The organism is Arthrobacter sp. NyZ413 (genome assembly GCF_049390645.1).
Classification (GTDB): domain Bacteria; phylum Actinomycetota; class Actinomycetes; order Actinomycetales; family Micrococcaceae; genus Arthrobacter.
The window spans coordinates 39,238-65,232 of the sequence record NZ_CP155435.1; the positions used below are offsets into that span (position 1 = coordinate 39,238).

Genomic DNA, 25,995 nt, shown 5'->3' on the forward strand with positions numbered 1-25,995 from the left:
CACACCATGAATCACACCTCGTTGAGCAGGTGGTGAAGGAATGACACCGGCCGTCACGACGGCGAAGTAGTCCGCGAACGCCGGAACAGGTTCCTCCGCGGAATTTCCGCCGCGGAGCCGTGCCACGGCACGGTCTTCCGGGTCCTGTCTCCACTGGAGACTGGAATCAAGGAGTTTGGGATCCGGAGTCCTTGGTGTTCTGCTTTGTCGAATCAGTCTTGAATCGTGCGGTCTTGGCAGTGAAGGCTTGGAGTAATTCCTGGCAGGCACTTTTCAGTCTGATTTATGATGAATCAGTCAAATCGTCTTATCATTCATCAATTGATTATCTATATTGGATGCATGGCAAAGCGAATCATTATTGAGTCGGACCTCAGTGGCGATGGTGGTGCCGAGACGGTCACCCTTGGGTACGCCGGCATCTGGCATGAGGTCGATCTCACGGCACCGGAGCGTCAGGAGCTCGAGACCGTCCTGCAGCCTTATATCAAGGCGGGCCGCAAACAGGTGCCCTCAGAGCCGGAGAAGAAGCCCGTGGTTCCTGAGACGAGTGTTGAAGAGCGCGTAGCGATCCGTACCTGGGGCAAGGAAGCCGGGTTCGATGTCCCGGAGTTCGGTCGCTTGCCGAAGGCCCTGATGGCCGCTTACGACAAGGAGCACAATATCAAACGGGGCCAATAGTCCTTCGCACGGCAGAAGCTGCAACAGAACCTGAGCGGGGGCGTTCATGCCGGCCCCCTGGGCGGGTGGCCTGCCCGGCGAGGAAGAAACCCGGCAAATCATCGCAGGGTGTGTCACCGCAGCGGTGATGGCGTGCCTCAACGGCCTTGGCGCCGACGCCCTTGGCGCCCTCCAGCGCAATGGCCCCCGGATGGGGCAACAGCTCATCAAGCAACTCGTCAATGACACGGCGGTGATAGGGCATACGACGAACCTGGCAGATGGACGCGGTGCAGTTAGGAAATCCGACGCGATCCAACTGGGCGTTTCGACGGGTTCAAACGAGGCAATCCGCCACTTCGCCGCTATCCGCCGCCGTGCCCCTCCCGGTGCCGCACCCGCCAGGAAACCGCCGCCGGGGAAGACCGGAAAAACTGACATCGTTTGTGCAGGCCCCGGTGCAGCACGGCCGCGGTGGCTGTTCATCTCCCGGGAAATAGCATGGTCGTTATCGTTTGTTATAGAAACGCAGTTCCATGGCAAACGATAACGAGTGCGGGTGAAGCCGGATCCCTTGCACACTCCGGCGGGCTCGCGTGCGGTTCCTGGGGAGAGTCCAGCGGCCGCTTGAGATTGGACGCGATGGAGCGCGAAAGGCAGGATGTGGTGACCAACCCGGAAACCGATGTCGACTGGCCGGGGCGGCTGCCTCCCAAGGTGGAGGCCGTCATCCTGGAAGCGGTCGAAATGATCCACGAACTCGACGACACCAGACTCGAGGAGATGACACCGATCTTCTATCAACACGGATACGAGCAAGCAATGATGTCACTTCGGGAACTGCTCACCCTCCTTGGCCACGACCCCGACGCCTGACAACGCGTGAACCGGTCTCAGGCAGTGTCTGGGCTGACAACGACTCCGGGTCATCGCCGGTGGTGGGGTTCGAGCAGGTGATCCGCCCGACGTAAGACCCCTGCGTGCCGGCCGCTAAACTCCGGCCGGCGGCACGCAGACCCGTACCTAGCCACGACATGGTTCAGGTCCGGGTCCGTGCGGTGGATTTCAGTCTCGTCCGGGACTGTGACCGGGCCGGCGCCCACGCCATCGTTCGCTGATGCCTTGGGAACAACGCGCACGGACCCGGGCCTCGCTGAAGCGCCCGATCTCAACGGCAACCGGTCACGACAAAAAACCCCGGATCGGCCCCGGTGGATGCAGGGCCGATGTCACGTGTTTCGACGGCGCTGTTTGCCCGTGCCGGGGCCCTTTCTTGGTCGGTCAGGAGAGCGCGGCGCAGACGTCGACGGACTGGCCGGAGGTGAAGTCGACGGAGAGGGTGTTGGAGAGGGTCGAATCGGTGGTGACGACGAGCCGTCCGGTGTATTCGATGGCGCGGGGGCCGGTGGCGTCCGTGTTGAAGTAGATGTAGCCGTTGTGGCCGGAAAGGTATCCGGTGTAGGTGCCGTCGGGGTTCTGGACGAAGCGGTCGACCGAGCCGGCGGTGTTCACGGTGTAGGACTTTCCGTTGCTCGGGTTGCTGTAGGTGAGCAGGACGCCTTTGCCGACGTTGAAGAAGCTGCCGTTTTTGAAGGTGACCTGGGTGATCTGGCCGTTGGTGCCGGTGATGTCGAGGGGGAACGGGCAGGCCAGTCCGGCGGGCAGTGAGACGCTGAATGCCTGAAGCTGGGGCGGTTTGGACGCGGCCGCGGAGGCCGGTTGGGCGACGAGCAGGATCGCGGCGATCGCGGCGAAGGGCGCCAGGCGGCGTACGGTCTTGCCAAACATGTTTTCTCCTTGCATGGGGTGAAGACGCGCAGGGGATTTCGTGAATGCGCAATGGAAGGATCGGGACGTGCCCTGACGGCCAGCCGGGGTCATCCGGCGCGACCCCGGTCTTGCTGGCGTAGACCTTTTGCATGGTAATGACGCGCCCACGGGCCGACGCGAGTGGCGCTCTCTGGTCTTCGACCCGCACCGCGCCACCCTCCACTTGAGCAAATACTTGACCAATGGCAGGCACCCCCGGGCCGCCCGGGGTCAAGAACCTCGCTGTGTGGGAGGGGCACCCCGGACCCCGCTGGCGCCAAGCCATCGTGGCCCTGGTGCGTTGCGCCATCGGCGCGGGCGGATCAAACCGCACACGGCCTTCGGGAATCTGGGAACAGGTGGTTACAGCGTTCGCCCAAGGCCTGCTTGACGAGGCCGAATTCAATGAGGTCAGCACGGCGGTTCGGTGTTGATTGGGAGGACGTCCACGCTTGCGCCGGCCGTCCCCTGCCCGGCGGGGATGAGTCGGCGAAGCACCGGAGCTGCGCCTTGCGCACTTTGGCGGCGCCGCCGTTGTCGGTTTGGCGGCTAAGGGTTTGCGGCTCGTCATGGAAGGCAGGAGCCTTTCCGTTTCCGAAGCCGTAGGTTATGTTCATGCCGGGGGCCTGATCGACATGACCGGCATTGATGCGGACAAGACGGGGAAGACTCCCTGTTCGATATGTTAGCCGTCGCTTTTTGACAGTTTTGAAAGGTCTCCGATGTCCCCATCGTCATTCGAGCCGCAGGCTCCGTACTACAACGTCCAGCAGAACAACTCGCTTGAACACTTCCAGGGCAGCAAATTCAAGGAGAAGGCGACCATTTTCGGTGTCGTCGGCTTCTTCATCCTGGGAATCGTCTTCGGCCCGCTGGCCATCGTCAACGCCAACAAAGCCGAGAAACTGCATCACTCCGCCACCCTGGGCAAAGTCCTTGGCTGGATCGACACCATCGCCGGCGTTCTCTGGCTCGTGATCTTCCTCTTCATTGTCATCAGCGCCTCGGCACATCGCTGAGCCGAACGGCAGGACACAGGCAGCGGCCGGGACGGCTTTGCGCTCCGGCCGCTGCAGTTGCCCACCCTTGAAGCAAACAGAGGAGATATTGCGTCCGGTGGTATCCCGGAGGAAGCGGGAGCCAGGGGGAGATGTTCCTCAGTCCTCAGCGACAGGGGCCGGTGTGCACGGACGCCGAACGCCCGGGTCAGGGCCCGCCGTGACGGCCACGTCCTGGAATGGGCGGCAGATGGGGGATCCATGGACATGACCACGGTGCTCGCTCCCGGCGTGCACGTGCAGGCTTCGAAACCGTTCGGGGACACGCCGGCGCGCGGGGTCGACGCCCTGATGGCGCGCTGGGTGCGCAGCGCACGGGCGCGGACCGTGGTCGTGTCCCTGGTCTTTATCGTCGCGGCGCTGGTGTTCTGGCACGCGGGCAAGCCGATCTGGGGCAACTGGGCCGAAACGAACGCCGTCATCACCAGCCAGCGCGACTACCAGGGCAGGTTCGACCCGGCCTGTGATCTGGGCCTGGCCTATCGCGTCGACGGCCGGCAAATACGCACCCACGCATCGGTGCCCGAACCGTGCACCGTGATGCCATCAATCGGGGCGGCCATGGTCGTCCGCCACGACCAGTTCGACCCTGGTTGGGTTCAGATCCGCGGATTCCCGCAACCGACAGGGCTCTTGCTGATCGGGCTGAGCGTCCTCATGCTCACACCTCTGGCCTCGCTCGCCCTGTACCTCGGAATCGCCTGGCGCCGCGTCGCGGCCGTCCGGCAGCTCGGGGACGCGCCATGGTACGAAATCACCGGCACGGTCCAAACCAGCCCACCAGCCACCCGGAATCTTCTTCGCCTCGCCCTCCAACACACCGGGCCGGGCCAGGCCAACACCGAGCTTCGCTTCGGAATCAGGCCGATCTCCTTCTTCCCCCTCCCCGCCGCAGGCAGCACGTTCACGGTCCGGGTCACCGGCACCGGCAGCGGGAAAGTCCTCGTTGCCCTCCCCGGCCACGCTGGTGTTGCCCTCGGAACAATCACTGCCACACCGTGAACTGGCTCCGGTACGAACCGGCGCGGTGGTCCCGGACTTTGTCCAACAGGCTGTTGGACCGGATGTCGAACCGGGCTGGCAGGTAGCTACCTCTCGGTATAAAGAAAAACTTATACGGGCAGATACTTTTTTATCGCGCCCGCTGCTGACAACACCGCGGCCTGCAATGTTGACGGCTATGGTGCCGGGCCTGAGGGGCATGGAAGCAAATGCGCCACAGTCCGTGGCTCCATTCGAGAGCAGTGCGGCCTGAACCGCACGGTGGGGCGCTTCCTCCATCCGGAGCAATCAGGCCTTGCGGCCATCCGGACGGGAAACCGTCGGTGGAGCCGCTGAGCGCGAACGGGATCGTCCATCGTGCATCAGCTCCTGCGTTGCCTTTCGTTTATGCCAGGATGGGCCGGCAGGTTTACGTCGGCGTTTCGGCGGCATGGCCGGCAAGTGTCCGGCGGGTGTGCGCAGGCAAAGCGACGGAACGCCCGGCCTGCGCGGTCTGGCGGCCAGAGACCGGTTGCGTAAGTACCGGGGTGCAACGCAAAGATAGTCCAGCCGCGACATAAGGAGCACCTGGCCCCTTGGCTGACGAGGAAGTGACCTGGGAGGGTGGGCAAGAGCGCCAGGAAACTTCGGTGATTATTCGTTTCAATCGAATCGTTGTTCGCGCCTACCGGGGGTCAGACCGGGGTCTTGTCATAGGCAGGGGCTAGGGTGGGATGCGTGTCTTCCCTTGAGCCAGAACTGCCGACTGACTACGCCACGACTCTCGCGTCGCTGAAGACTCTCGTCGCTTCCGCCCGGCTCCGTGCGCAGCGGGTCGTGAACGCCGGAATGATCGAGCTTTACTGGAGAATCGGCCGCATGATTCTGGACCGGCAGCAGTCGGAACCCTGGGGGAGTAAGGTGCTGGGCCGCCTTGCCGATGACCTGCGTCGGGAGTTCCCGGAGATGAAGGGCTTCTCGCGCCGAAATCTCTACTACATGCGTGCTCTTGCAGAAGCATGGGATGGTCCGGATGGATTTGTGCAGACAGTGTCTGCACAAATCAGCTGGAGCCACAATGTCGCACTTCTTGACCAGTTGCGGGACCAGGACCTGCGTGAATGGTATGCCCGCCGTGCCGTACGCCATGGCTGGTCGCTCTCGGTTCTGGAGCACCAAATCGCCTCCCGACTTCATGAACGCGAAGGTTCCGCGCCTAATAATCTTGAGGCGCGTCTTCCCGGGGAGGGCACGGCTTTGGCGCGGGAGGTCGCGAAAGATCCTCTGGTCCTGGATTTCCTGGGCCTGACACCAGAAGCTGACGAAGCTGCCATTGAGGAGGCCATGACGCTGCGCATGGCACAGACACTCATGGAATTCGGCACTGGTATGGCTTTCGCAGGCCGCCAGGTGCATCTGGAGGTCGGCGGCGATGATTTCTACATCGATCTCCTGCTGTACCACATACCTACGGACAGGTATGTAGTGGTCGAATTGAAAGCCGGCAAGTTTAAGCCCGAACACCTCGGGCAACTGAACTTCTATGTCTCTGTCGTCAACGACAAGATCCGGCTCTCCAGGCAGCGCCCGGCGGTAGGCATTCTTGTCTGCGGATCCAAGAACCAGCACACGGTCCGGTACGCGCTCGATGGCGCAGCACAGCCGCTGGCAGTGGCCTCCTACACCTACGAAGCACTTCCGGAGGCGGAGCAACAGGCGCTGCCGTCGCCCGAAGCAATCGTCACTGCGCTGGACCTGGACGACGAGTAACCTGCCCCGCTGCTTTGTGCAGATGCTGTCTGCACAAAGCAGCAATTCGCGCCGCGGACTCAACGAAGCCATCTTCGGCAACGGACCAGTAGCTGTCGGTGTCTTTCCAGCCGACCACCTGCGGCGGCGGCCGCCACAGGGTGCTGGACGGGTCCTCGTTCTCCCGGGCAATCTTTCCTCCGTTCACGATGCGGGGTACGAATTGATTCCCGCGGTACCGGTTTTTGGCCCGTTCATTCCTGCCCACCTATGGCAAATTATTCGCCGTCGTCGGTTTTCTGCTCTTCGCCCTGCGGGCGCTTTTCCTGCAGGGAAAGGACGTTCTGTTCGCCGCCGGACCGCTGTCCGTCAGTGTCGAAAGCCTCATGGGCGGCCTGTCGTTCGCGTTCGTCGTCATGGCCATGTGCGGTGTGCTGACGTTGTTCTTCGCGCTCGTACCGGCCAAGCTGCTCATGCTGGCCTTGGAAGAACTCGGCGTCTCGCCCAAGGCCACGTATGGCGGGAGGGGCCACTCGCGCGGCATCCCCCGGAAGCGGCCTGGTCGTTATCGTTTGTTATAGAAACGCGGTTCTATAACAAACGATAACCAGGGCGGGTGAAGCCGGATCCCTGCAGCCGGTGAGAGCCCGCGGATGACGCCGGCAGATTTCCAGCGGCCGAATGAGATTGGACGAGATGGAGCGCGAAAGGCACGATGTTGTGACCAACCCGGAAGCAGGTGCCGACTGGCCGGGGCTGCTGCCTCCGGAGGTCGAGGCCGTCATCCTGGAAACGGTCGAAATGATCCACGAACTCGACGACACCAGCCTTGGGGGAGATGACACCGCTTTTCTATCAACACGGCTACGAGCAGGCAATGATGTCACGTCGGGAACTGCTAGCCCTCCTTGGCCACGACCCCGACGCCTGACAGCGCGTGAACCGGTCTCAGACAGGTCTGTGCTGACAACGACTCCGGGTCATCGCCGGTGGTGAGGTTCGAGCAGGTGATTCGCCCGACGTAAGACCCCTGTGTGTCCTGTGCCGCGGTCCGGCGCCGGAAATATACAGTCGTGGGGTGGAGACGAGCGGGACGCAAGAACTGGAAGGGCAACGGTCGATCAACGAATTGCTCGACGAACCGATCGGCGATGCGCCCATTCAACTCGTCTTGCCGATCCACCTTCAGCTGCCCTCGGGCCGGATCCTCCGGGTCTCCTGAGGCCCGCGATGGGGTAGTGATTGGATCCGTGACCCATGCCGGGGGAGCCGCTCAGTTCCGTCGGCGGAAGTACCCCGGGACAAGCTTCCCGGCACGGGTGTGCCCGGGCACCCACACGTCGCCGTGCGAACGCGCAGGGACCGGGGTTGATGATCCGCCCATGTCTATCACTGCCGGGGCGGGGGTCAGGGAGGCCACCCGCTTGGTATTCTCACCGTCGAAGGCCTTGGCCATGTAGTTGAGGGAGTCAGGTTCGGCTCCGAGACTGAGGGCGTCCTGGCGCCAGTGGGATACCGCGCCGGCGACCTGCTGCAGCCGGCCGATGGCCGCGTCCCTGGTCAGCCGGAAAGCATCGGCGAAGTCCAGCAGATCCCGGACGTCCCTGTCGAAGAGCCCGCCGTCCGGGGTGAGGGGTGTTTCCGATGCTCCAACGGGCATCGGGTTCACATCGAACGATGGTGACAGGCGCCAGCCTTTGCCGGTTCGCAGCAGCCCATGGTTTCTCATGTGGTCATCGGTGTTGTTGACCATGGCGATGAGAGCGGCACGGTTGAACATCTCGTTGGCGTCCTGGACCGGTTCGGCGGAGATGTGTGCGACTTCACCGGCGATTTTCACGTAATCGGGGTGCGAGTAGGTGTCGAGCTGGAGGGCCGTGCGCACGCTCATGTACGGGATGCGCCGGTTGCCGTCGCGGTCGAATCGTCGGGTGAGGAAGATGTGGGAGAACGCCGACAGGGGCATCAGCCGCGACTCGGCGACCCTGATGCCTGCCCGCTGCTGGAGTCTGATGGCGACCATTTCCCACAGCTGGACGTTGCCGACGTCCGATGTCTTCGGGAACTTTGCCAACAGCATGGACCCGTCCTCGTCCCGTATCCAGGCTTTTGGCCGGGCACCGCCAGGAGAAGAACCGGCGCCCAGGAGCAAGGAGTTCTCTTGGTTGACCTCACCGGTTTCAGCGAACAGCCTGGCTTCGTCCGCGAGCTGCGCGAGGTCGCGGATTCTGGCCTCCTTGCCCCACGAGGACAGGAACTGCCCGTTCTCCCTGAAGCGGAGTGCGCCTTGCCTGGTCTCATCGTTGACCAGCAGCAGGTAGCCGGCTTCCCCGGTGGGTGGAATGCGGCCGGCACCTCTGGCGAGGGCCTGCTGGCGCAGTTCTTCGAACAGCAGCCTCCTGCCCCAGCCATCCGGGGCGGCATCCTGGAAGGACCCGAACAGCTCACGGCCCCGGGTGGGGTTCTGGGGCCCGCGCCGCAGGGGCAGCTCCGGGGAGACTTCGAAAGCGTCCGCGGCCGACATCCAGCTGTCGGCGTAGGTGAACGAGACGTGCTCGCGGGCGGAAAGCCCGTCCGTTTCAATGTCCATCACACCGGCCAGGGTCTCGTTGACGAGCACCTCGACGCGCCTGATGTTCCGGGCCGCCACTAGCTCCTCCTCGGGGCGCGCTGCCTGCCCAGCAGGTGCGCCCGCGCCCTGCCTAGATCAGTATTCAGGGGATCGAGGGCGCTGATAAGGTCTTCAGCAACACCGAGCACGGACGCCACCGTCATCAGGTGCTCGATCTTTCCACCCGCACCGGTTTCCAGGCGCATCAGGGTCGGCCGGGAGACATCAGCGCGTTCGGCGACAAGCTCCTGCGACAAGCCGAGAATGATTCTGCGGCTTCGCAGGTTCTCCCCGAGACGGCGCATGGCCTCGCTACTGTTCATGTAGCTATTTTGTTTCATTGCATCATCTAATGCAATAAAACAGCTATCTTATGGAGGTTTAGTAGGAGAGGCGCGGCAGGCCGGTATGAGCCCGAAACCCGGTTTGACGAATCGAGCGTTGATGGCCGGGCTGCCAGGGCAGCTGGAGCAACCATGCGGGGAGTGAAGCGATCGGGCCGCCGGGTGAGGGGCAATTGTCCAGACGCGTCTGGACAATTGCCCGAGTGTTCGGGCGCGGTCGACGTCGGCTAGCCTGTGGCCGCTGTGAAAGCCCGGGCCGCGGCAAGCACCTGACGCGGCCGCGTCATCCACGTCGCCCCCTGGTCGCGGAACTCCGGGGGTTCGGCCCCAGGGGCAGGTGTTTCGCGTCCAATTCCTGGATTGACGTCCGGGAGCCTCGCGGAACGGCCGGGGCGAAAGCGTCCATCCGGCACGGGCAGTACAGGAAACCTGGTCTCTGATGGGGTCATGCCGCACCCGACACACGGTGTCCGGCGCGGAGAGAGTCGTTCCGTTGACGTGCCCGTCGTATCGACGTTGTCATGGTGGGATGCCGTGAGCGCCGGCTCCACTACGTTGGTTTCGGAGAGCTCATGAACCGGAAGGGACAACGGATGCTTGGTTTCGATGTATCGGTTTATTACTACGACGGACAAGGGAAGCGGCAGAGCCTTGCGGGCTGGTCCGCGCACGGTCTTGACTGGATCAACAATCTGGTGGCCGGGAACCGGGCGGCGCTTGTTCAAGACAGCGGCGGCTATCCCTATGTTTACGAGGTGGCTGCGGCAGAAGTCATTCCCATGTTTTCACTTTCGCAGCGCGCAGCACTGGACCGGCGTATTAGCCGCAAGGGCGGATCAGGGGGCTGGAACCAAACGCCTCTGGCCTGGGGCGGGACCATCAACGACGAGGGTATTGCGATGTGCCCCGGGGACACGAAGCTCACGGTAGAGGCATGGGACCAGTCCTGATCAGGCCAGGCGGTTGCGGGCATCCCTGGCGGAAGAATTCCTCGGGGGCGGAAGCGGCTGGCTAGACCAGGGGTTGGCTGGGCCGGTCGTCCCTGAGGGTGCTGGGGGTCGTGCCCGGCGGCCTGGGTTACTTTGTGGCGTTCGGGTGGTGCGTGTGGACATCGATGAGGACCACGGTTCCGTCGTGGACGTAAAACCAGATCCTGGCACCATTGGACAGCTCATACTGCCGCCTGCGGTGGGTTGAGCCTTTGCGGGGGAGGAACTCCAGATCGCCTTTCATCCCATGGCATGTCTGGTCGTTGCTCAACGGATCTTTGGTCAGGCGCTCCCATGCCTCCACGACAGCGTTGCGTTGCACCGCGAGAACATCAGTCCATCCCTTGCGCGCATTTGTCGTACCGAAGACAATTTCGTGTTCGGTACGACGCAGCGGACGGGGGACGGTCTCCTTCTTCGGGCTCACTCTCCGGCCCGTGGGTCGGAAACCGTTTCGGAGTCATCCAGCCACTCGAGCTGATCGTCAGGGGTGTACCCGGCGGCGACCGCCTCGGCCGTCGCTCTCCATTCGGCCAGCACCACGAACAATCGCTCAAAGCTGGAGACGGCGGCGCAGGCGCGGGCCACTTCCACGATCTCGGTCGCGAAGTGTTCGCGCTGTTCATGCGGCAGGAAACCCAGCCACGGGAACGGCCCGAGCAATCGTTCGGCGAAGCTCCCTTCGCCAGGCGCCAGGGATGCGGCCACCAGATTCGCGGCAAGGCGCAGCGCGTCGTGCTCCTGCTCGATCGTGCTCGACCGGACCAATATCAGGGGCTCACCGTCGCGGCGGGTAATCGTGACGGGACCCTCTTCGGCGGCACGGAAGACCTGGGCAGGGTTCCGCGACAAGTCCGAGGAGGTAGCTGAGCGGCTGTGCGCGACGATGGACATAAACCCATTATTCTGAATATGTTCAGAACGTGCAAGCGACGGTTCTGGCGCCCCTCGATGGATGGCCCGCCGGTGCACCGGAAGTGACGCCGTTGATGGGCTGGGCCACCAGGGCGCCCGGTGCAACCATCCGGGGTGTGAAGCCATCGGCCCGCCGGGTGAGGGCAATTGTCCAGACGCGTCTGGACAATTGCCCGAGTGTCTGTCGGCTGGCACGTGGCCGCCGTGAAAGCCCGGGCCGTGGCGGGGGAGTCCCGCTCGGCCAGGTGCGCGGCCACGTGGCAGGCATGGCGGAGCCGGGTCATGACCTGTGCGGAGGGCTTCCGTTCCACGTCGGCCCGTGGCGCACCGGCCCGGGGTTCCTTGACCGAACCGATGTACGCGACAGCTTCACACCCACGATGTCACTGAAAGCCCGGACCAGCTCAGCCTCAGGCAACCTCACCGGAGTCCTGATGTGCCCTCAGCCCGCTACGGAAGTGCCAGCGTGGCGCTATCGCGGGAGCCGGATCCTGCCGGGCGGATGTCCCGGGGGCTCCGGTGTGGTCAGGACGCCGGGTTTTTGCGCAGGTATTCGCGCAGGCCCGGGATGGCGTAGTCGACTCGTCCGTGGCTGATGGATTCGATAAGTCCCGCGGCCAGGAGCCTGGTGCGGTACTTGGCGACGAGGGTCGGACCCGAGCCGGTGCGGGCGATGATGTCCGCGGTCCGTGACGGCCCGTCATCGACCGACATGGCGTGCAGGAACTCGAGGTCCTTCGCTGACGCGGTCGCCAGGGCGGCTTCGATGACGACGCGTTCGTTGCGCCGGATCGCGCCGGCAATGGCCCTGTCGACGGCGGCGGGGGAGAGAGAATCGTTCTGGTTCTCGGCTTCCCGCCACAGGAAATAGCCGACCAGTTGGATCAGGAAAGGGTAGCCTCCCGTGGCCGCTGCGGCTTTACGGACGAGCTCGGGAGCAACCGTGATCCCCGCGCCGGAAAAGGTGTCCTTGAAGGATTTCTCCACGTCCTTGATGGCGGCCGCGTGCAGGTCGATCTTGTCGGCCCGGCGCAGGAACGTCGCCACGCCCTCATTGAGCAGATCAGACACCGCAGAGGGCAGGCCGGCGAAGATCAGCGCGATGGGCAGCCGGTCCTGGATGAAGTGTTGGACACTGGCCGCCAGCTGCGCCAATTCGGTCCGGTCCGCGGCATGGATCTCGTCCACGGTGATCAGCAGTCCGGTGCCGCGTTCGTCCAACAGCGCCAGCAGTGTTTCGCCCAATTCCCGCCAATCCACCTGCCGCTCGGGCGAGAGCTGGGAGGTAATACTGAAGCCGGCGATGGACACACCCGTGATGTGGCGTCGTGACTCCGGCTGCTCGCCCAGTTCCTGGGTCAGGCGGCGCATTTTTTCCCCGATGCGCCCCATGAAGGTACCGGTTGCCGTTTCGGACACGACGGCCCATCCGTGCTCACGCGCGAGATCATGTGCCGCGCCGAGCATGACGGTCTTGCCGATGCCCCGGGCTCCCGTGAAGATGGACAGCAACCCCGGCGCGCCCGACCCCAGACGCAGGCCGTATTCGAACTCATCCAGGAGCCCCGAGCGGCCGATCACCTCCGGCGGGGTGGCACCGGCCGAGGGACGGAACGGGTTCTCGGCGACGGGCACACAACCTCCACGGGGTGAATAAAGGTGAATTAGGTGAATTTGGAGTACGAGGTGAATTTGGTTAACTTCAAGCTCATCATACCCACCGCGGTTGTGTCACCACAGCGGTGATGCCGTGGCCGCAACGGCCCCGGCCGCATGACGCCGCTGTTCTGCCGGCACTGGTGCGAAGAATTGAACATCTCGATCCGGGACCTGCCCAGGATTCTTGGCCACGACCCGGATACCCGCCAAACCAACCCCCTGGACACGGGTCATTGACCGGTCAACCCCGCGGACGCCTGTTGTGCCCGACGTCGCCCCGCGAAGGCCCCGTCCAGCCCTCAGCCGCACCAGAGCCTGACGGGGGGCGTTCACGCCGGCTCCTGGGCGGGCCCTGCCCGGACGGTGACGAGTCCCGGGCGAATCATCGCCGCTTGTGTGAGCGCAGCGTGATGCCGTGGCTTCAACGGCTCTCAAGGGCCCCGGGGCATGCTGGCGGTTGTCCCGCGCCGCCTTGCTGCATCGCCGTGACGGGTCCCGGCGCGTCCACCGTGGGGCCTTGCGTTTTCCGGGCAGCCGGCAAGACCCTTCTTCGCCCCGGGGAGGGGGAGTGGCGGCCAAAGGAGGCTTCTGTGAGGCAGGGCGGAGGCGGCCTAGGTCAGTCCGATGTATCGGCCATGTCGTCGAAGATGAGGTAGTCGGCGTGGGCTGGCTGGAAGCCGAAGCTTTCCCAGTACCGGCGCAACGCCGTCTTCCCGGAAAGGTAGGCGGGGCTGCCTTCCATCGGAGAGTGGTCGGTGGGTTCGGGGAGGGCCTCGAGGATGACTTTTGTCGAGGACCTGCCGACGGTATTCAGGATGGCTTTCAGGATCGCGTGCCCGAGCTTGTTTCCCCGGTACTTTGGGCCGACCCGCAGCCCTGAGAGGATCAACAGGTCCCCGCCCAGGCTCATGTCGCGGATCAGGTCCGGGCGATTAATGGTCAGCATTTCGCCGACGTTGGCCACTTCCTGGTTCACGGCGTCCAGGGTCAGGAACAGGTCGATGATCCCTGCGTCGGGCACGATGTACAGCTCCGCCTCGCCGACGGAGACTTCCTTGCCGTCGCCGCCGTCATTCTCGTCGTCCCAGACACGGCCTTTGACCTTGACCTTCCAGAACATCGGGTAGTCGCCCGGGTCATGCCGCACCCCGGGCACCCCGCGGAACCGGCACCGGTAGTCATAGCTCAAATACTCCGGAACCAGGTCCGCCATGAAACTCCTTATGGTCCAAGCCGTCCGGCCCCCTTGGCCCCGCGATCCTTCGCCCGGCCCCGCGAATCCCGACGGCAATTCCAAGAGTAGGGGAGGACCTTCCGCCACCCCAAGCAGGCCCTCGATTCCCTCGACGAAGGCCCCGGCATATCAGCACGGCCGGTCGGAAGCGGGCGCCGGCGGCCGGCTCGAACAGGGCTTTCGAGGTTTGTCCTTTACATGGCTCTAAATTCTTTAAAGTCTTTATATTCGCCGCACCAGTCCATCCCTTGCGCGCATTTGTCGTACCGAAGACAATTTCGTGTTCGGTACGGCGCAGCGGACGGGGGACGGTCTCCTTCTTAGGGCTCACTCTCCGGCCCGTGGGTGGGAAACCGTTTCGGAGTCATCCGGCCACTCGAGCTGGTCGTCAGGGGTGTACCCGGCGGCGACCGCCTCGGCCGTCGCTCTCCATTCGGCCAGCACGACGAACAGCCGCTCAAAGCTGGAGACGGCGGCGCAGGCGCGGGCTACTTCCACGATCTCGGTCGCGAAGTGACGCGTTGATGGCCGGGCTGCCAGGGCGGCCGGTGCAACCATCCGTTGTGAAGCCATCGGCCCGCCGGGTGAGGGGTAATTGTCCAGACACGTCTGGACAATTGCCCCGAATATTCGGTGCGGTCCACTTCGGCTAGCCCGTGGCCGCGAACGCTCGGGCCGCGGCGAGCACCTGACGTGCCGCTTCGTCCGTATCGCCGTCGTGCAGGAGCCTTGCCGGCGCCAGGTCCTCCAGCTGCGGGTTCATGCCCTGGAACCATGCCTGGACCACGGCGCGGGAGTCCCGCTCGGCCAGGAGCGCGGCCACGTCTGATCTTCACCCCCGGGCCATCCACCAGGTGCCGGCTATCCGGCGGGTTGCCCGTCGTGCCCGTGGTTGCCGTCCACCGGTGCGGCGTCGTCGTCACCGTCACCGGCCTCATCGAGGGCGTCACTGTTCTCAGTGCCTGCGCTCTCGGCGCCGGCGGCTTTGCGGATCGCTGCCTGGGTGACGCCGAGGCGTTCGGCGATCTCCGCCTTGGGAACGTCAAGGTCGATCATCCTGCGGATGATCGTGGCTGTTCCGGCTGCCTTCTTTTCGGCCTGGATCTTCGCGGCGGCGCGCACCTGATCGGCCTTGCCCTGGGCGGCTGTCATGATCTGCCCGGCCTTGGCCTCGGCGGCGTCCAGGATCTTTTCCGCTTCGCCGCCGGCGATGAAGAATTCCTCGGCCAGGGCGACAAGCTTGCCTTCACGTTCCTGGCGCTTCTGCGCATAGTCGCGGGCCTTGCGCCGGGCCTCGATCATCGTTGAATTCCGTGTCAGTGCCATCGCACCAACCACCCCCAAAACCTAACGGCCAGAAGCCTTTCCCCCGGCGCTGTCTGTGATGGCCCCAGCCTATCGACGGCCGGGTGAACGTGTCGAACCACCACGCCCACCATCCCGGCACTGGGCGGGTTCGCCGGGACCGCGCAGGGCGGACCCGAGTGCCGCCGGGGCGGCAGGCGCTGGCCGCGCCGAAATCGCCCTCCGGTCGGCTCCGCCTCCCTGCGGCCTGGTTGTGCCCTGGGTTGTCCACACGTGGATAGCTTTCGAGATAACGCCCGGTCTCTGCCCTGCCCACCCGTGGACAACCCCCGGCGGACGGTTCACCACCATCGAGCCCGACCATTGACAACGAAAAGGCATGTTGCCAACAGCCAGCTCTCCCCTGGAGAACCGCATCACCACACCTGATGGCCCGACCCTGGATGATTTCCGGCAAGATGCTCGCCCACTCCCATCAGCGAAAACCACCAGAATCAGCCACACCTCTGGCATCTTCGATAAATGAGGCCGCTGCCGCTAGGCTGGGCGGGTGATGAGCCTGCACGTACTGAGCGCCGGGACCGGCTATCTGTACTACACGTCTCAGATCGCCACCGGCGACCAGGTCCGTGAACCGGGCAGCAAGCTCGGGGACTACTACACCGCCGAAGGCTACCCGCCCGGGCAGTGGACCGGGTCCAACCTGCCCGCGTTCGGCGTCACCGGGACCGTGACGGAGCAGCAGATGGAGAACCTGTTTGGGCACGGCCTGCACCCCGACCGCGAACGCATCATTACCGAAAAAACCGCCGCCGGTCTTTCGCGGAAGGACGCCGAACGGGCCGCGAAACTCGGCGCCAAATACTACGAATACACGGCCAAAGACTCCGAGCTGGGCAGGAAGATCAGCGAAGCGACCGCGGCGTTCGAACGCGTCCAGGGACGCAAACCCACCGCCGTCGAGAAGCGCAACCTGAAGGTCAAGGAAGGCGCGAAACTCTTCCTGGACACCCACGGCCGCCGGCCCTCCACCAAGGAAGAACTCGGCCGGTTCATCACCGTGCAGCTGCGCCCGCAGCAGACCGCCGTCGCCGGATTCGACCTCACCTTCACCCCCGTCAAAAGCGTCTCCGTGCTGTGGGCCCTGGGCGGGGAGACGGGCCGGACCCTGGTCGAGGACGCCCACGAACGGGCCATTCAGGATGCCTTGTTGTACCTGGAGGAGCGCGGGATCGCGACCCGGACCGGGCGGAACGGCATCGCCCAGGAAGGCACCAGCGGGGTCGTGGCCACCAGCTTCCGGCACCACGACTCCCGCCTCGGGGACCCGAACCTGCACAACCACGTCGTGGTCTCCAACAAGGTCCAGGACGGCAAAGGGCACTGGAAAACCATCGACTCCAAACTGCTGCACCGCACCGCCGTCGCCGTGTCCGAGCTCTACAACACCCGCACCCAGATGTACCTCGAACAAGCCGGCATACAGTTTGAAGCCCGCACCCCGGAGGCGTCCAGGCAGCCGGTCATGGAAATCAAAGCCATCCCCGATAAGGTCGTGCGCGGCTTCGCCCGGCGCAGCGAATCCATGCGCGACATCGTCGAGGACCTCGTGGCCGATTACACGGACCGGCACGGCCGGGCCCCGGACAAGGCGGCCATGCTGAAGATCATGCAGACCGCGAACCTGCAGACCCGCCCCGACAAAGCCCACGCCCCCTCCCTCGCCGCCCAGGTCGCCCAATGGCACCACCAAGCCGCCGGGATGATCGGCAAACACGGCGTGAAAAGGATGATCGAGCAGGCCCTCACCTCCGCACACCACGCCCGGGAACAGCACGGCCCGTCGGCTGGTGTTGATGTGGCCGCGGCGGCAGAAAAGATCATTGCGGAGGTCTCCGACAAGCGCGCCACCTGGAGCCGGCAGAACGTCATGGCCGAGGCCTGGCGCTGGGCCAAAACCCACGGCATGGAGCACGGCCACGTCGACACCGCCACCCTCGATCAGGTGATCGACACCGCTTTGGGGACCTTCTCGGTATCGTTGACCCCGGCCAGCATCCACCCGACCTTCCGGGCCCTCGCCCGCGAGGACGGGACCAGTGTCTTCGTGCACCGCACCGACACCCGCTACACCTCCACCCGGGTCCTCGCGGACGAGAACCTGCTGCTGCGCGCCGCCGCCACCGACGTCACCCCGGCGGCGACCAGGGCAGGATTCGACACCGCTCTGGAGGCGTTCAACGCCCGGCTCAAGAAGTCCAAGGGGTACACCCTGGGCGATGACCAGGTGGCCTTCGCCCGGGAGCTCGCCACCTCCGGAAAGCTCCTCGCCGTGGGGATCGGGCCGGCCGGTGCCGGGAAGACCACCGCCATGGAACTCGTCCGCGAAGCCGTCACCGCGGCCGGGCACAAGGTGATCGCCCTCGCCCCGTCCGCGATCGCCGCCAAAGCCCTCGGGCAAAGTATTAACGCCGTCGCTGCCACCACGGACCTGATGCTCACCGTGCACGACAAGGACCTGGCCGGGCATGGGGACTACACGCATCTGGACTTCGGGGCCGGGGACCTGATCATCGTGGACGAAGGCGGAATGCAGGGCACTAATAAGCTCGCCAAGGTCATCACCCTGGCCCGGGACAAGGGCGCGGTCGTGCGGTTCGTCGGGGACGATCACCAGATCGGTGCCGTGCAGGCCGGGGGAGCGCTGCGGATGCTGGTCGCCGAAGCCGGCGCCGTGGAACTGCTCGCCGTGCAGCGCTTCCGGACCGTCGACGCGGACGGGAAGAACGTGGTCAACCTCGAAGAAGCCGCCGCGTCCCTGGCCCTGCGCACCCCCCGCGTGGGGGAGGTCGACCCGTTCGCCTGGTACAAGGCCAACGGCCGGATCGTCGCCGGCGACGCGGCCACCATGGAGCAAGTTGCCTTCACCGCCTTCCAAACCCACCTGAACGCGGGGGACGACTCCGTGATCATCGCCCCGGGCAACGAGATGGTGGACCGGCTGAATGAACGCGCCCAGGCCTACCGGCTGCAGACCGGCGACGTGGACCCCCGCTCCCGCGGAGTCCTGATGCGGGACGGGGCCGCCGCCCACACCGGCGACCACGTCGTCACCCGCCTGAACGACGGCCGGCTCAAAGCCAAACGCGGGGCAGAGAGCGTGAAAAACGGGGACCTGTGGCGGGTCCGGAGAACCCACCGCGACGGATCCCTCACTGTCGAGCACCTCGGGCACGGGGGCCGGGTGAGGCTCCCGGGCGAATACGTCCGCGCCCACGTGCACCTGGGCTACGCCACCACCTCCACCCGCGTCCAGGGCCTTACCACCGTGAAGGCCGTCAGTGTCATGGACGCCACCACGACCCGCAACCACGCCTACGTCATGTCCACCCGCGGATCCGCCCGGAACAGCTCCTACGTGATCGTCGAAGTCGGCCAGACCCGCGACCAGGTCCTCGCGTCCATTGCGGCGAACCACGGCCTGGAGGAATCCGCGCACGAAGCCATGGCCGCCGAACACCACCGCGTCGACGCCACCGCCACCCTGCTCGCCCAGTACCGCCACGTCAACGAACTCGCCGAAGCCGAGCGCATGGCCGGCATCGCCCGGCACATCATGGGCAGAGCCGTGGCGGAAACCTTCATCTCGGCCGAGTCCTGGGGCGCCGTCGCGGCGAACCTCGCCAGGGCCGAAACCGCCGGCTGGGACCCCCGGAAACTCATGGCCACCGCGTACGCGCAGCGGGAATTCGGCACGGCCGAGGACACATCCGCGGTGCTCGCCTGGCGTATCCAACGCATCGTCAACCACGCCGACCGGCTGCTCGCCAAGGCCGGGGCCCGGCCCATGGCGGGGTTCACCGATACGCAGCTCGCCGACCTCGGACAAGCCGCCGAACACCGCGCCACACTGGCCAAAACCGCCCTCGACAATGCCACCAAGGACGAGGCCACCAGCATCGAGACCATGAGCAACGAGGCCACCCGCGACCGCCAGTCCACGAACGGACAGGCACCGACCGGACAGCTAGCAGCCGGGCAAATGTCATCCCCAGCGCAGAAGGGTTCCGGGGCGGGGGAGCCGGCCCATTGGACCGGGCGCCCCTACGGGGCCCTGTCCGATGAGGAGCTGGAGAACCGGATCAACCTGGACCGCTTTGCCGCCCGCGAAGCCGCCGCCCTCAACGACCCGGCCGAGGCGAAGAAAATGCACTCACGGATCCGGCAGCTGCGCGGCGAGCAGGCCATCCGCAACCAGTACCTGGACTACCACCGCCGCGCCACCGAGACCGTGGAACGCGGCCCGAAGTCACGCTGGGGCAAGGACGCCGCCCTGGCAGGGCACCGGGACCGCTACCACCAGTCCCGGACCGTTGCCGCGCAGATCCGCGCCGAACAACGCCTCCGCCTGCACACCCCCGGCCCCGTCACCCAGGTGAAGGCGCCGGACCGGTTGCCGGAATGGCTCGCCCCCGCCCGGACCCTCCTGGACAGCAACTACCTGCCCGCCCAATGGCGCCAGGAGCTCCTGGCCCGCCGGGCGATCCTGGCTGCCCGCTTCGAAGAACGCGGCCACCTGATCGCCGCCGAACCCACCCCCTGGTCCGCAGGGCTCGGCCCCGTCCCGGCCAAGGACGAACCTGCCCGCCGCTGGCGGGACCTCGCCGCCGAAGTCCACGCGTTCCGGGAACGCTACAACATCCCCGACACCGAAACCGTCCCGGTACCGGTGGCCTTCCGGGACCAGGAGATCGGCAAAGACCTCCACCACCGCGTCGTCTCCATGTCCCGGGCAGCCCACGCCACCCCCGAACGGGCCAACGACACAGACCTCGTGCTCGACGCCGCCAACGCCCTCGACACAGCCGCTGCCACCCACGCGGGCCCGTCCGAAGCCCAGGAAGCCACCGACAAAGACCGGGAAGCCAACGGCCAGGAACCCGCCGCAGCCACCGAGACCGAGAAGGCCCGGCCGCGGCTCAGGTCCCGGCTGGAACGGCTCACCGCCGAACGCGCCGCTGCCCGCGCCACCCAACAACAAGAGGAGCCGGGCCCGGCGGAGGACCCCGCCAAACGCGCAGCCCGGGAACAATCCGAACGCGCCGCGGCCCTGGCCCGCCAACAACAACAGCAGCAGAACCACGGCCGGGAACTCTGACCTGGTCAAACGCCAGACCCATCTTCCAATGAGGGCTCTGGTGTTCCGGTCCCAGTGTCCGGCAGTCTGGGGACTTTCCCCCGACTGACCGCTCATTGTTCAAGGGGGACTCGGGTTCCAGCAACCAGTCTGAAACGAAGTTCGTTACTCATCAGCCCGCCCAAGCTCAGGGAACATCTCCCTCCGGCTCGATAGCGGCGTGATCGTTTGAAGCGGCTCCGTGCTGCGTGAAAGAACACGCTGACTGGTGACAGTCCAGCAAGGTGTGATGACTCCGTGCAGGACCGGAGCCTTTTGATTTGTCCGGGGTTGATCCGGTCACTCATGTAGTGGTGGTCAGGGGTTTGCCGGGGCGGTCCTTGGTGAGACGGTCGGTGAGCCATTGCAGCAGTTCGATCCCTGCCGGGGTGTGGTCCCTGGCGGGGGCGTGTTGTTGCTGGTGCCATTTTGTGGCGTCTTCGCCGTGGATGGCCTTGCTCAGGAAGCTCGTCAGCGAGCAGGTTTCGACGGGGCCGGGGTGCGGGGAGTCGAGCCGGGCGTATTGCCAGTGGAAGGCCAGGGCTCCGAGCACGGTACGGACGGGGCCCGGACGGGAAGGCGGCTGGAAATCGGCGATCCATGCGGGGACTTGTTCTGCGGGCATGGGTCGGGCGATGTGGTAGCCCTGGCCGTAGGGGATGCCGAGGATGATGACGGCTTCGGTGAGTCCGTGGTCTTCGAGGCCTTCGGCGATCACGCGCCAGCCCATGTCCTGGCCCATGCGGATCATCGTGGTCAGGAACGTCATGGTAGGGATGGGTGAGGTGTTCAGTTGGGCGATGACCCTGTGGTCGATTTTCACGGTGTCAAAGGCCATGGCGGTGAGCCTGCGGAGGCTGCTGTGTCCGGCGCCCAGGTCATCTTGGGCCATTCCGACCCCGAGCGCGTGCAGGTCGTTGAAGGTCCGCTGTTGGGCTTCGCTGTCCTCGGCATGGTTTTCGAGGAGTTCGATGACGAGCCTGTCGGGCGTGAGGTGGTGGTGGTCCAGGGCCGAAGCGACCCAGTGGGCGCAGTCCGGGTCCAGCAGGGTTGAGGGGTGCAGATTGATGCTGGCCCGCAGCCGGTGGCCGGCGGAGTCCCAGGCGGCGAGGTGGCCCAGGGTCTGATCGAGTGAGTCACGGAAGAGGCGGTTGGTGTCTTCCTCGGATAGCCCCGGCAGGAAGGCTGAAGGTACCTGGACGGTGCCGTCCGTGAGGTGCAGCCGGGCGAGGGCCTCAAGGAGATGGATCTTTCCGGTATCCAGGTCGACCACGGGTTGGAAGTACATGCGCAGGCCGCCGGTGAAGATCCCGTTCCGGGGCGCTGGGCCGGCCGGGGCCGGCTGTTTGGCGCCGTCCTGGGACTCCTTCGGGCCTGTCGACCGCAGAGGGGCGGTGTTGCTGCCGGTAAGGGCTGCGGCGTCCGTGTCCTCCAGCTGCCACCACGGGTCGCGGTCGTCTGTGCGGGATGTGAGTTCGCAGAGCACGGCATCTGCCCGTCGGAGGATCTCCTCGCCGGTCTCGGTGGCGGGTGTCCACAGGGCTATGCCCAGGCTCATTCCCATCCGGACGCCGGTACCGGGGGCGGGGACGAATTCGGTGTCCACGGCCTGGTGGAGGCGGGCCAGGATGCTTCCGAGCTGCACTTCCGGGGTTTCCCGGTCCAGGTCCTCGATGACGAGGACGAACTCATCACCGCCAAGCCGTGCCAGGAAATCGGTGTCGCGTAGTTTGGCCCGCATCCGGTGCGCGAATTCCAACAGCAGGGCATCGCCGGTCTCGTGCCTGTCGACGTCGTTGGCGGGTCTGGTGTCGTCCAGCGCGATGATCCCGACCGCCACATGACCCGCCCGGACGGTGTTGTCTGCCCGGCGTGCGGACAGGTGCCGGTCCAGGGCGGTCCGGTTCGGCAGGCCGGTGACCGGATCGTGAAGGGCCAGGAAGCGCAGCCTGTCCTGCAGGGCCTTCTGGGCCGTGACATCCCGCTGGACACTGACGAAATGCGTGACGGCGCCGGTCCGGTCCCGCAGCGGTGAAACGGTCAGTGCGTTCCAGAAGGGTGTCCCGTCCTTGCGGTAGTTCAGGATTTCACCGCGGAAGGTTTCCTGGCGGGCAAGCGTCGTCCGCAGCGCCGCGATGGTCCGGGAATCAGATCCGGGGCCTTGGAGCAGACGGCAGTTCCGGCCCAGTACTTCCTCGGAGCTGTATCCCGTGACGGCTGTGAACGCAGGGTTGGCATACACGATGCACTGCTCCGCGTCCGTGATCAGGGAAGCTTCAGAGACCGCATCCAGCCCCTGGCCCAACAGCGCCGGAGAAACCCGGCCCCGAACGGAATGCGCCCGCTCCGGGCCCGCGCCCTTCCCGCCCCGAACCCCGCGGAGTTTCCCGGAAACAGCACGCCGGCGGTGCCGGAAAAAGGGACTTCCCAGCCCCGCAAAGACGTTGATCAATGTCTTCATTCCACCCCCAGTGGAAGTCATGCTACACAACGAAAAAGAATTCCCGTGGACGCCCTGGGTCCGGGGAGGTAATTCCACCATAGCCGTCGCATCTTCACCACGGCGGGCGATGCCCCGTGAGGTTTGTGCTTGATCGTGACGACCGGCACAAAAGATTAAAAGGAGGCTTGGCGAAGATAAATCGAGATTGGGATATTAATTATTCCGAAGTATCGCGTGGCGCCCCGGCCCGTGCACAGGAACGCCCTGGCCTCGACTTCTGGGCTGTTCGGAGGATGGGTGCAAGGAAGGCCCCTCCGGTGACCATGGGGATCGGGACGGGCCTTCCTCGGGGATGCGCAACCGAGGAACGAACATCGCGGGCGCGGAATTAGATTAGCAAATTTTCTCCCGCCGAAGCCCGGCGACACCGATTCACTGCTGCAATAATAGCTTCCGCATTGATGGGGACGACTTATTTCGTTACTGACTCCGTCAAATCTCGTGACACTTTAGGGTGGAATCAAAGGGACATCCAGAATTGGGGACGATGGCGATGCCGAGAAGAAAACCAATGCACTACCGACACTTCGAGAAGGACAACCGGCGCGCCCGCCGGTTCAGAGTCTTCTCGTATGTGCTGCTGGGACTCCTCGCGGCCGCCACCACCGTCGTGGTCTCCTACGCGCTGACCAAATAGCAGGGGCATTGACCAGTGCGAGGACAGGACTCTGGCCGCAAAGCCGCCCACGAAGGCCCACTGCTCTGCCAAGGTCCGCCCTTCTTCACCGATCGCTCCTGCGATAGCCTCAAAGGTCCATCGAGTCCAAAGCGCTGGATTTGCCTGCACCCGCAGGGCCCGCTGTCACAACAGCGGCATGACCGCCGGCAGTGACGCGCGGGTCCCTTTGTAAGCCCGTGCGGCCCCGGCTATGGCGAGATCGTCAAAATATATGCCAGCCCAGGTGGGGCGACGGCCAAATCCCCGCCCCGCGCGGACCTGATCCCAAGTCCCCGGCATCCGGCCGTCATGGGGGGCAGGGTGCGGATTTCCCGAAGGTGTATGAGAGCGCCTTCAGGTCATCGACAAGCGTCTTCCCGGAAGAGTCATAGGCGAACGCGCGTAGAATCATCTCCTCCGGATCCTTGTCGACGAGACCTCCCCGGGGGTCGAGGGCCTTGAGCAGCCGATGCACCTTGGCTTGGCTCGTGGCAAGAAGGCCGGCGATGTCGCGCTGGGGCAGCTTTCTGTCCGCCGCATTCTTTGCGGTGCGCATCTCATCGATCAGATCCACCCGCTGCCGTGCCTGGCTCTGGAGCGCCTCCTTGTGAATGGCCTTCAGATTGTTATCCATGACGATCTTGCACGGGCTCCCTCCCTTGCCCTCGCAGTGTACTCAGATGATGGTGATTCGCAGGGTATGGCGTGGTGCGGGCAAAACCCACCTCCTCATCGGGCTCGGCACCGCGGCCCCGGAACAGGGCTACCGGGTCCAATACACCCTCGCCACACAGGCTTGTGTCAATAATGAACCCAATGCCGAGGGTCAGACAGAGAATCCCAAGGGCAATACGCCAAGACGCTGCCGGGCCACCGGAACCAGTTCACAGCGGAGGCAGGGGTTCGTCACACACCATGCAACTACACCACGTCAGTTAGGCTGATTTGGCCCGGCAACGCATGAGAACGAAGTAGGGGGAACGCCATGGCCAGACCTGCCCATGTTTACCAGTGCTATGGACTGAAGCAGCTCGCCTACCTGGTCAAGTGCGACAACGGGACCAAAGACCGCCTCTTCCCCGAACTTGAGGACGCTCTGGCCTACGCCCAGGATTACAACAATAAACACCACCAGGGCCAAACCGCGCACTTCCACTCCTGGGACACCACCGGCAGCAGCCCCGCCCCGGCCTAGAGGCACCGACACCGATCCGGTCCTTCAGCCCCGGCACCCCGGGGCCATCCTCCTCGAGCGTCCGTCGGCTGGCCTGGTGCGCGCCAACCCCGAAATCACGGCCCCACCGAGGTAATACGACATCTTCCAGATGACGTCACGCAGTGGGGCAAGGAATACCCCCGTCATAGTGGGGCCATAAGAGGTTGACATAGTCAGAGGTTTCGTACGTCGATTAGGACAGAGGTCGAGGCTGCGCAGCTCACGATCCTGGTTCCCGGCACGGTCCGCGTCGGCGACATCGGCAAGGGTTGGCTGCAGGGGCGGACGTCCGGATCGACGGGACGCCCTTACGGTTCCTGCTCTGTTCCGGAGCCTTCCGCGCCCGAGAGGAGTGCGTAGTATCCCGGAACCCATTGCGGTAGACCGCCGGGGTTCATCGGGACCACTTCAATGTTGACGGGGCCGTCCGCGATCACCTTCCAGTCCGATGCGGGAAAGGCGTTGTGTCGTTCCCGGGCGCCGAAATGCCCGGGCCGGGGAAGGTTTGCCAGGGCGCGCTGCAGCTGCGCGGGCATGCGCTGCGGGGTGGCGCCAAGTTCCGTCAGGTAAGCGAGGCTGTTTCCGCGGAAGTTGGTTTCGGCCAGTAACACCCGGCCTCTGTTCCCGATGATGGTTCGCAGGTTGGCGGCCATGGCAGCCTGCTTGTCGGGCTTGAGGACGTGGAAGACTCCGCGGACGAAGACATTGGCCGGCCCCAGCCGCTCCAGCAGGAGCTCTCCCGCGCCCGCCCGTGAGGCGTCCAGCACCATGAAGCCGGCGTTGTGGATGCCTTCTGCTTCCTTGCTTGCCCTCTCGATCGCCCCCGTGGAGACGTCGATGCCGAGAGCCCTTGGGAACAGGCCGGCAAGCCAGCGGGTGTTGCTTCCGTTGCCGCACCCGACGTCGACGACCGGAAGGTCCGGGTCAAAATGGGCTGCAAGCGTGTCGGAGTACTGCGCGCGTTCGGCCATGGAGTCGGCGTCCCACAGCACCTCTCCTGATCGGCCGGTGGTGCGGATTCCTTGCCAGTATCCTTCCCACGCGGTGTCCCGGTTCCGTGGTGCCCGGGAAGCGAGGCGAACCACCGCGGGGACAAGCAGCATCCGGTCCCAGAGCTTCGACATAAGG

Annotated in this window: 26 protein-coding genes; 13 read left to right on the forward strand and 13 right to left on the reverse strand. The window is 64.9% G+C overall.

The window, feature by feature from the left end; all coding sequences use genetic code 11:
• Positions 1-342 precede the first annotated feature (342 nt).
• The 3 genes from ABCW42_RS20980 (at position 343) to ABCW42_RS20990 (ending at position 1,536) form a co-directional block, all read left to right on the forward strand.
• Positions 343-681: an Lsr2 dimerization domain-containing protein gene (locus ABCW42_RS20980; RefSeq protein WP_423185105.1), complete on the forward strand. Its 339-nt coding sequence runs from the start codon at positions 343-345 to the stop codon at positions 679-681.
• Positions 682-727: 46 nt separating this feature from the next.
• A complete protein-coding gene (locus ABCW42_RS20985) occupies positions 728-1,210 on the forward strand; it encodes a hypothetical protein (protein WP_423185106.1) in 483 nt (160 codons plus the stop codon).
• A 92-nt stretch (positions 1,211-1,302) separates the two neighbouring features.
• Positions 1,303-1,536, forward strand: a complete 234-nt coding sequence (locus ABCW42_RS20990) for a hypothetical protein (RefSeq protein ID WP_423185107.1) — start codon at positions 1,303-1,305, stop codon at positions 1,534-1,536.
• Positions 1,537-1,941: 405 nt separating this feature from the next.
• Here the strand turns inward: ABCW42_RS20990 and ABCW42_RS20995 are convergent, their stop codons facing one another.
• Positions 1,942-2,448 carry a hypothetical protein gene (locus ABCW42_RS20995; protein WP_423185108.1) on the reverse strand — a complete coding sequence of 169 codons (507 nt, stop codon included), beginning with the start codon at positions 2,446-2,448 and terminating at the stop codon, positions 1,942-1,944.
• A gap of 224 nt (positions 2,449-2,672) precedes the next feature.
• Here ABCW42_RS20995 and ABCW42_RS21000 point away from each other — a divergent pair, with 224 nt between their 5' ends.
• The 6 genes from ABCW42_RS21000 (at position 2,673) to ABCW42_RS21025 (ending at position 7,479) form a co-directional block, all read left to right on the forward strand.
• On the forward strand, positions 2,673-2,903 hold the full coding sequence (locus ABCW42_RS21000; protein WP_423185109.1) for a hypothetical protein: 231 nt from the start codon (positions 2,673-2,675) through the stop codon (positions 2,901-2,903).
• 288 nt (positions 2,904-3,191) lie between these two features.
• Positions 3,192-3,488 carry a hypothetical protein gene (locus ABCW42_RS21005; protein WP_423185110.1) on the forward strand — a complete coding sequence of 99 codons (297 nt, stop codon included), beginning with the start codon at positions 3,192-3,194 and terminating at the stop codon, positions 3,486-3,488.
• Positions 3,489-3,728: 240 nt separating this feature from the next.
• Positions 3,729-4,529, forward strand: coding sequence for a hypothetical protein (locus ABCW42_RS21010; protein ID WP_423185111.1), 801 nt, complete (start codon positions 3,729-3,731; stop codon positions 4,527-4,529).
• Positions 4,530-5,246: 717 nt separating this feature from the next.
• Complete coding sequence (locus ABCW42_RS21015) at positions 5,247-6,278, forward strand: PDDEXK nuclease domain-containing protein (protein ID WP_423185112.1); 1,032 nt, start codon at positions 5,247-5,249, stop codon at positions 6,276-6,278.
• 224 nt (positions 6,279-6,502) lie between these two features.
• Positions 6,503-6,838, forward strand: a complete 336-nt coding sequence (locus tag ABCW42_RS21020) for a hypothetical protein (protein WP_423185113.1) — start codon at positions 6,503-6,505, stop codon at positions 6,836-6,838.
• Between the two features lie 497 nt (positions 6,839-7,335).
• The gene (locus tag ABCW42_RS21025) at positions 7,336-7,479 is read left to right on the forward strand and encodes a hypothetical protein (RefSeq protein WP_423185114.1); all 144 of its coding nucleotides are present in this window, start codon (positions 7,336-7,338) and stop codon (positions 7,477-7,479) included.
• Positions 7,480-7,530: 51 nt separating this feature from the next.
• Here the strand turns inward: ABCW42_RS21025 and ABCW42_RS21030 are convergent, their stop codons facing one another.
• Together ABCW42_RS21030 and ABCW42_RS21035 are read right to left on the reverse strand one after the other, a co-directional pair.
• Entirely contained in the window at positions 7,531-8,907 is a 1,377-nt protein-coding gene (locus ABCW42_RS21030) for a type II toxin-antitoxin system HipA family toxin (protein WP_423185115.1), read from the reverse strand.
• A complete protein-coding gene (locus ABCW42_RS21035) occupies positions 8,907-9,191 on the reverse strand; it encodes a helix-turn-helix domain-containing protein (RefSeq protein ID WP_423185116.1) in 285 nt (94 codons plus the stop codon). Before ABCW42_RS21035 ends, ABCW42_RS21030 begins: the two co-directional genes overlap by 1 nt.
• Positions 9,192-9,805: 614 nt before the next feature.
• Here ABCW42_RS21035 and ABCW42_RS21040 point away from each other — a divergent pair.
• Entirely contained in the window at positions 9,806-10,162 is a 357-nt protein-coding gene (locus tag ABCW42_RS21040) for a hypothetical protein (protein ID WP_423185117.1), read from the forward strand.
• A 127-nt stretch (positions 10,163-10,289) separates the two neighbouring features.
• On the opposite strand, the gene ABCW42_RS21045 is transcribed toward ABCW42_RS21040, so the two are convergent.
• The 7 genes from ABCW42_RS21045 to ABCW42_RS21075 form a co-directional block, all read right to left on the reverse strand.
• Positions 10,290-10,628, reverse strand: coding sequence for a hypothetical protein (locus ABCW42_RS21045; RefSeq protein WP_423185118.1), 339 nt, complete (start codon positions 10,626-10,628; stop codon positions 10,290-10,292).
• A complete protein-coding gene (locus tag ABCW42_RS21050) occupies positions 10,625-11,095 on the reverse strand; it encodes a type II toxin-antitoxin system Phd/YefM family antitoxin (RefSeq protein ID WP_423185119.1) in 471 nt (156 codons plus the stop codon). The genes ABCW42_RS21045 and ABCW42_RS21050 overlap by 4 nt, the downstream gene beginning before the upstream one ends.
• Before the next feature lie 546 nt (positions 11,096-11,641).
• Complete coding sequence (locus ABCW42_RS21055) at positions 11,642-12,751, reverse strand: ATP-binding protein (RefSeq protein WP_423185120.1); 1,110 nt, start codon at positions 12,749-12,751, stop codon at positions 11,642-11,644.
• Between the two features lie 640 nt (positions 12,752-13,391).
• On the reverse strand, positions 13,392-13,988 hold the full coding sequence (locus ABCW42_RS21060) for a hypothetical protein (protein ID WP_423185121.1): 597 nt from the start codon (positions 13,986-13,988) through the stop codon (positions 13,392-13,394).
• 348 nt (positions 13,989-14,336) lie between these two features.
• Entirely contained in the window at positions 14,337-14,582 is a 246-nt protein-coding gene (locus ABCW42_RS21065) for a hypothetical protein (RefSeq protein WP_423185122.1), read from the reverse strand.
• A gap of 76 nt (positions 14,583-14,658) precedes the next feature.
• On the reverse strand, positions 14,659-14,832 hold the full coding sequence (locus tag ABCW42_RS21070; protein WP_423185123.1) for a hypothetical protein: 174 nt from the start codon (positions 14,830-14,832) through the stop codon (positions 14,659-14,661).
• Between the two features lie 38 nt (positions 14,833-14,870).
• Positions 14,871-15,335, reverse strand: coding sequence for a hypothetical protein (locus tag ABCW42_RS21075; protein WP_423185124.1), 465 nt, complete (start codon positions 15,333-15,335; stop codon positions 14,871-14,873).
• Positions 15,336-15,867: 532 nt separating this feature from the next.
• Between ABCW42_RS21075 and mobF the strand changes: the two genes are divergently transcribed.
• The gene (gene mobF, locus ABCW42_RS21080; RefSeq protein ID WP_423185161.1) at positions 15,868-20,472 is read left to right on the forward strand and encodes a MobF family relaxase; all 4,605 of its coding nucleotides are present in this window, start codon (positions 15,868-15,870) and stop codon (positions 20,470-20,472) included.
• Between the two features lie 322 nt (positions 20,473-20,794).
• On the opposite strand, the gene ABCW42_RS21085 is transcribed toward mobF, so the two are convergent.
• Positions 20,795-22,951 (reverse strand): EAL domain-containing protein, encoded by a 2,157-nt coding sequence (locus ABCW42_RS21085; RefSeq protein WP_423185125.1) that lies wholly within the window; start codon positions 22,949-22,951, stop codon positions 20,795-20,797.
• 553 nt (positions 22,952-23,504) lie between these two features.
• Between ABCW42_RS21085 and ABCW42_RS21090 the strand changes: the two genes are divergently transcribed.
• Entirely contained in the window at positions 23,505-23,630 is a 126-nt protein-coding gene (locus ABCW42_RS21090) for a hypothetical protein (RefSeq protein WP_423185126.1), read from the forward strand.
• A gap of 328 nt (positions 23,631-23,958) precedes the next feature.
• Here the strand turns inward: ABCW42_RS21090 and ABCW42_RS21095 are convergent, their stop codons facing one another.
• Positions 23,959-24,285 (reverse strand): hypothetical protein, encoded by a 327-nt coding sequence (locus ABCW42_RS21095; RefSeq protein ID WP_423185127.1) that lies wholly within the window; start codon positions 24,283-24,285, stop codon positions 23,959-23,961.
• 351 nt (positions 24,286-24,636) lie between these two features.
• Between ABCW42_RS21095 and ABCW42_RS21100 the strand changes: the two genes are divergently transcribed.
• Positions 24,637-24,846, forward strand: coding sequence for a hypothetical protein (locus ABCW42_RS21100; RefSeq protein ID WP_423185128.1), 210 nt, complete (start codon positions 24,637-24,639; stop codon positions 24,844-24,846).
• Between the two features lie 329 nt (positions 24,847-25,175).
• On the opposite strand, the gene ABCW42_RS21105 is transcribed toward ABCW42_RS21100, so the two are convergent.
• Positions 25,176-25,991 carry a class I SAM-dependent methyltransferase gene (locus ABCW42_RS21105; RefSeq protein WP_423185129.1) on the reverse strand — a complete coding sequence of 272 codons (816 nt, stop codon included), beginning with the start codon at positions 25,989-25,991 and terminating at the stop codon, positions 25,176-25,178.
• Positions 25,992-25,995 lie beyond the last annotated feature (4 nt).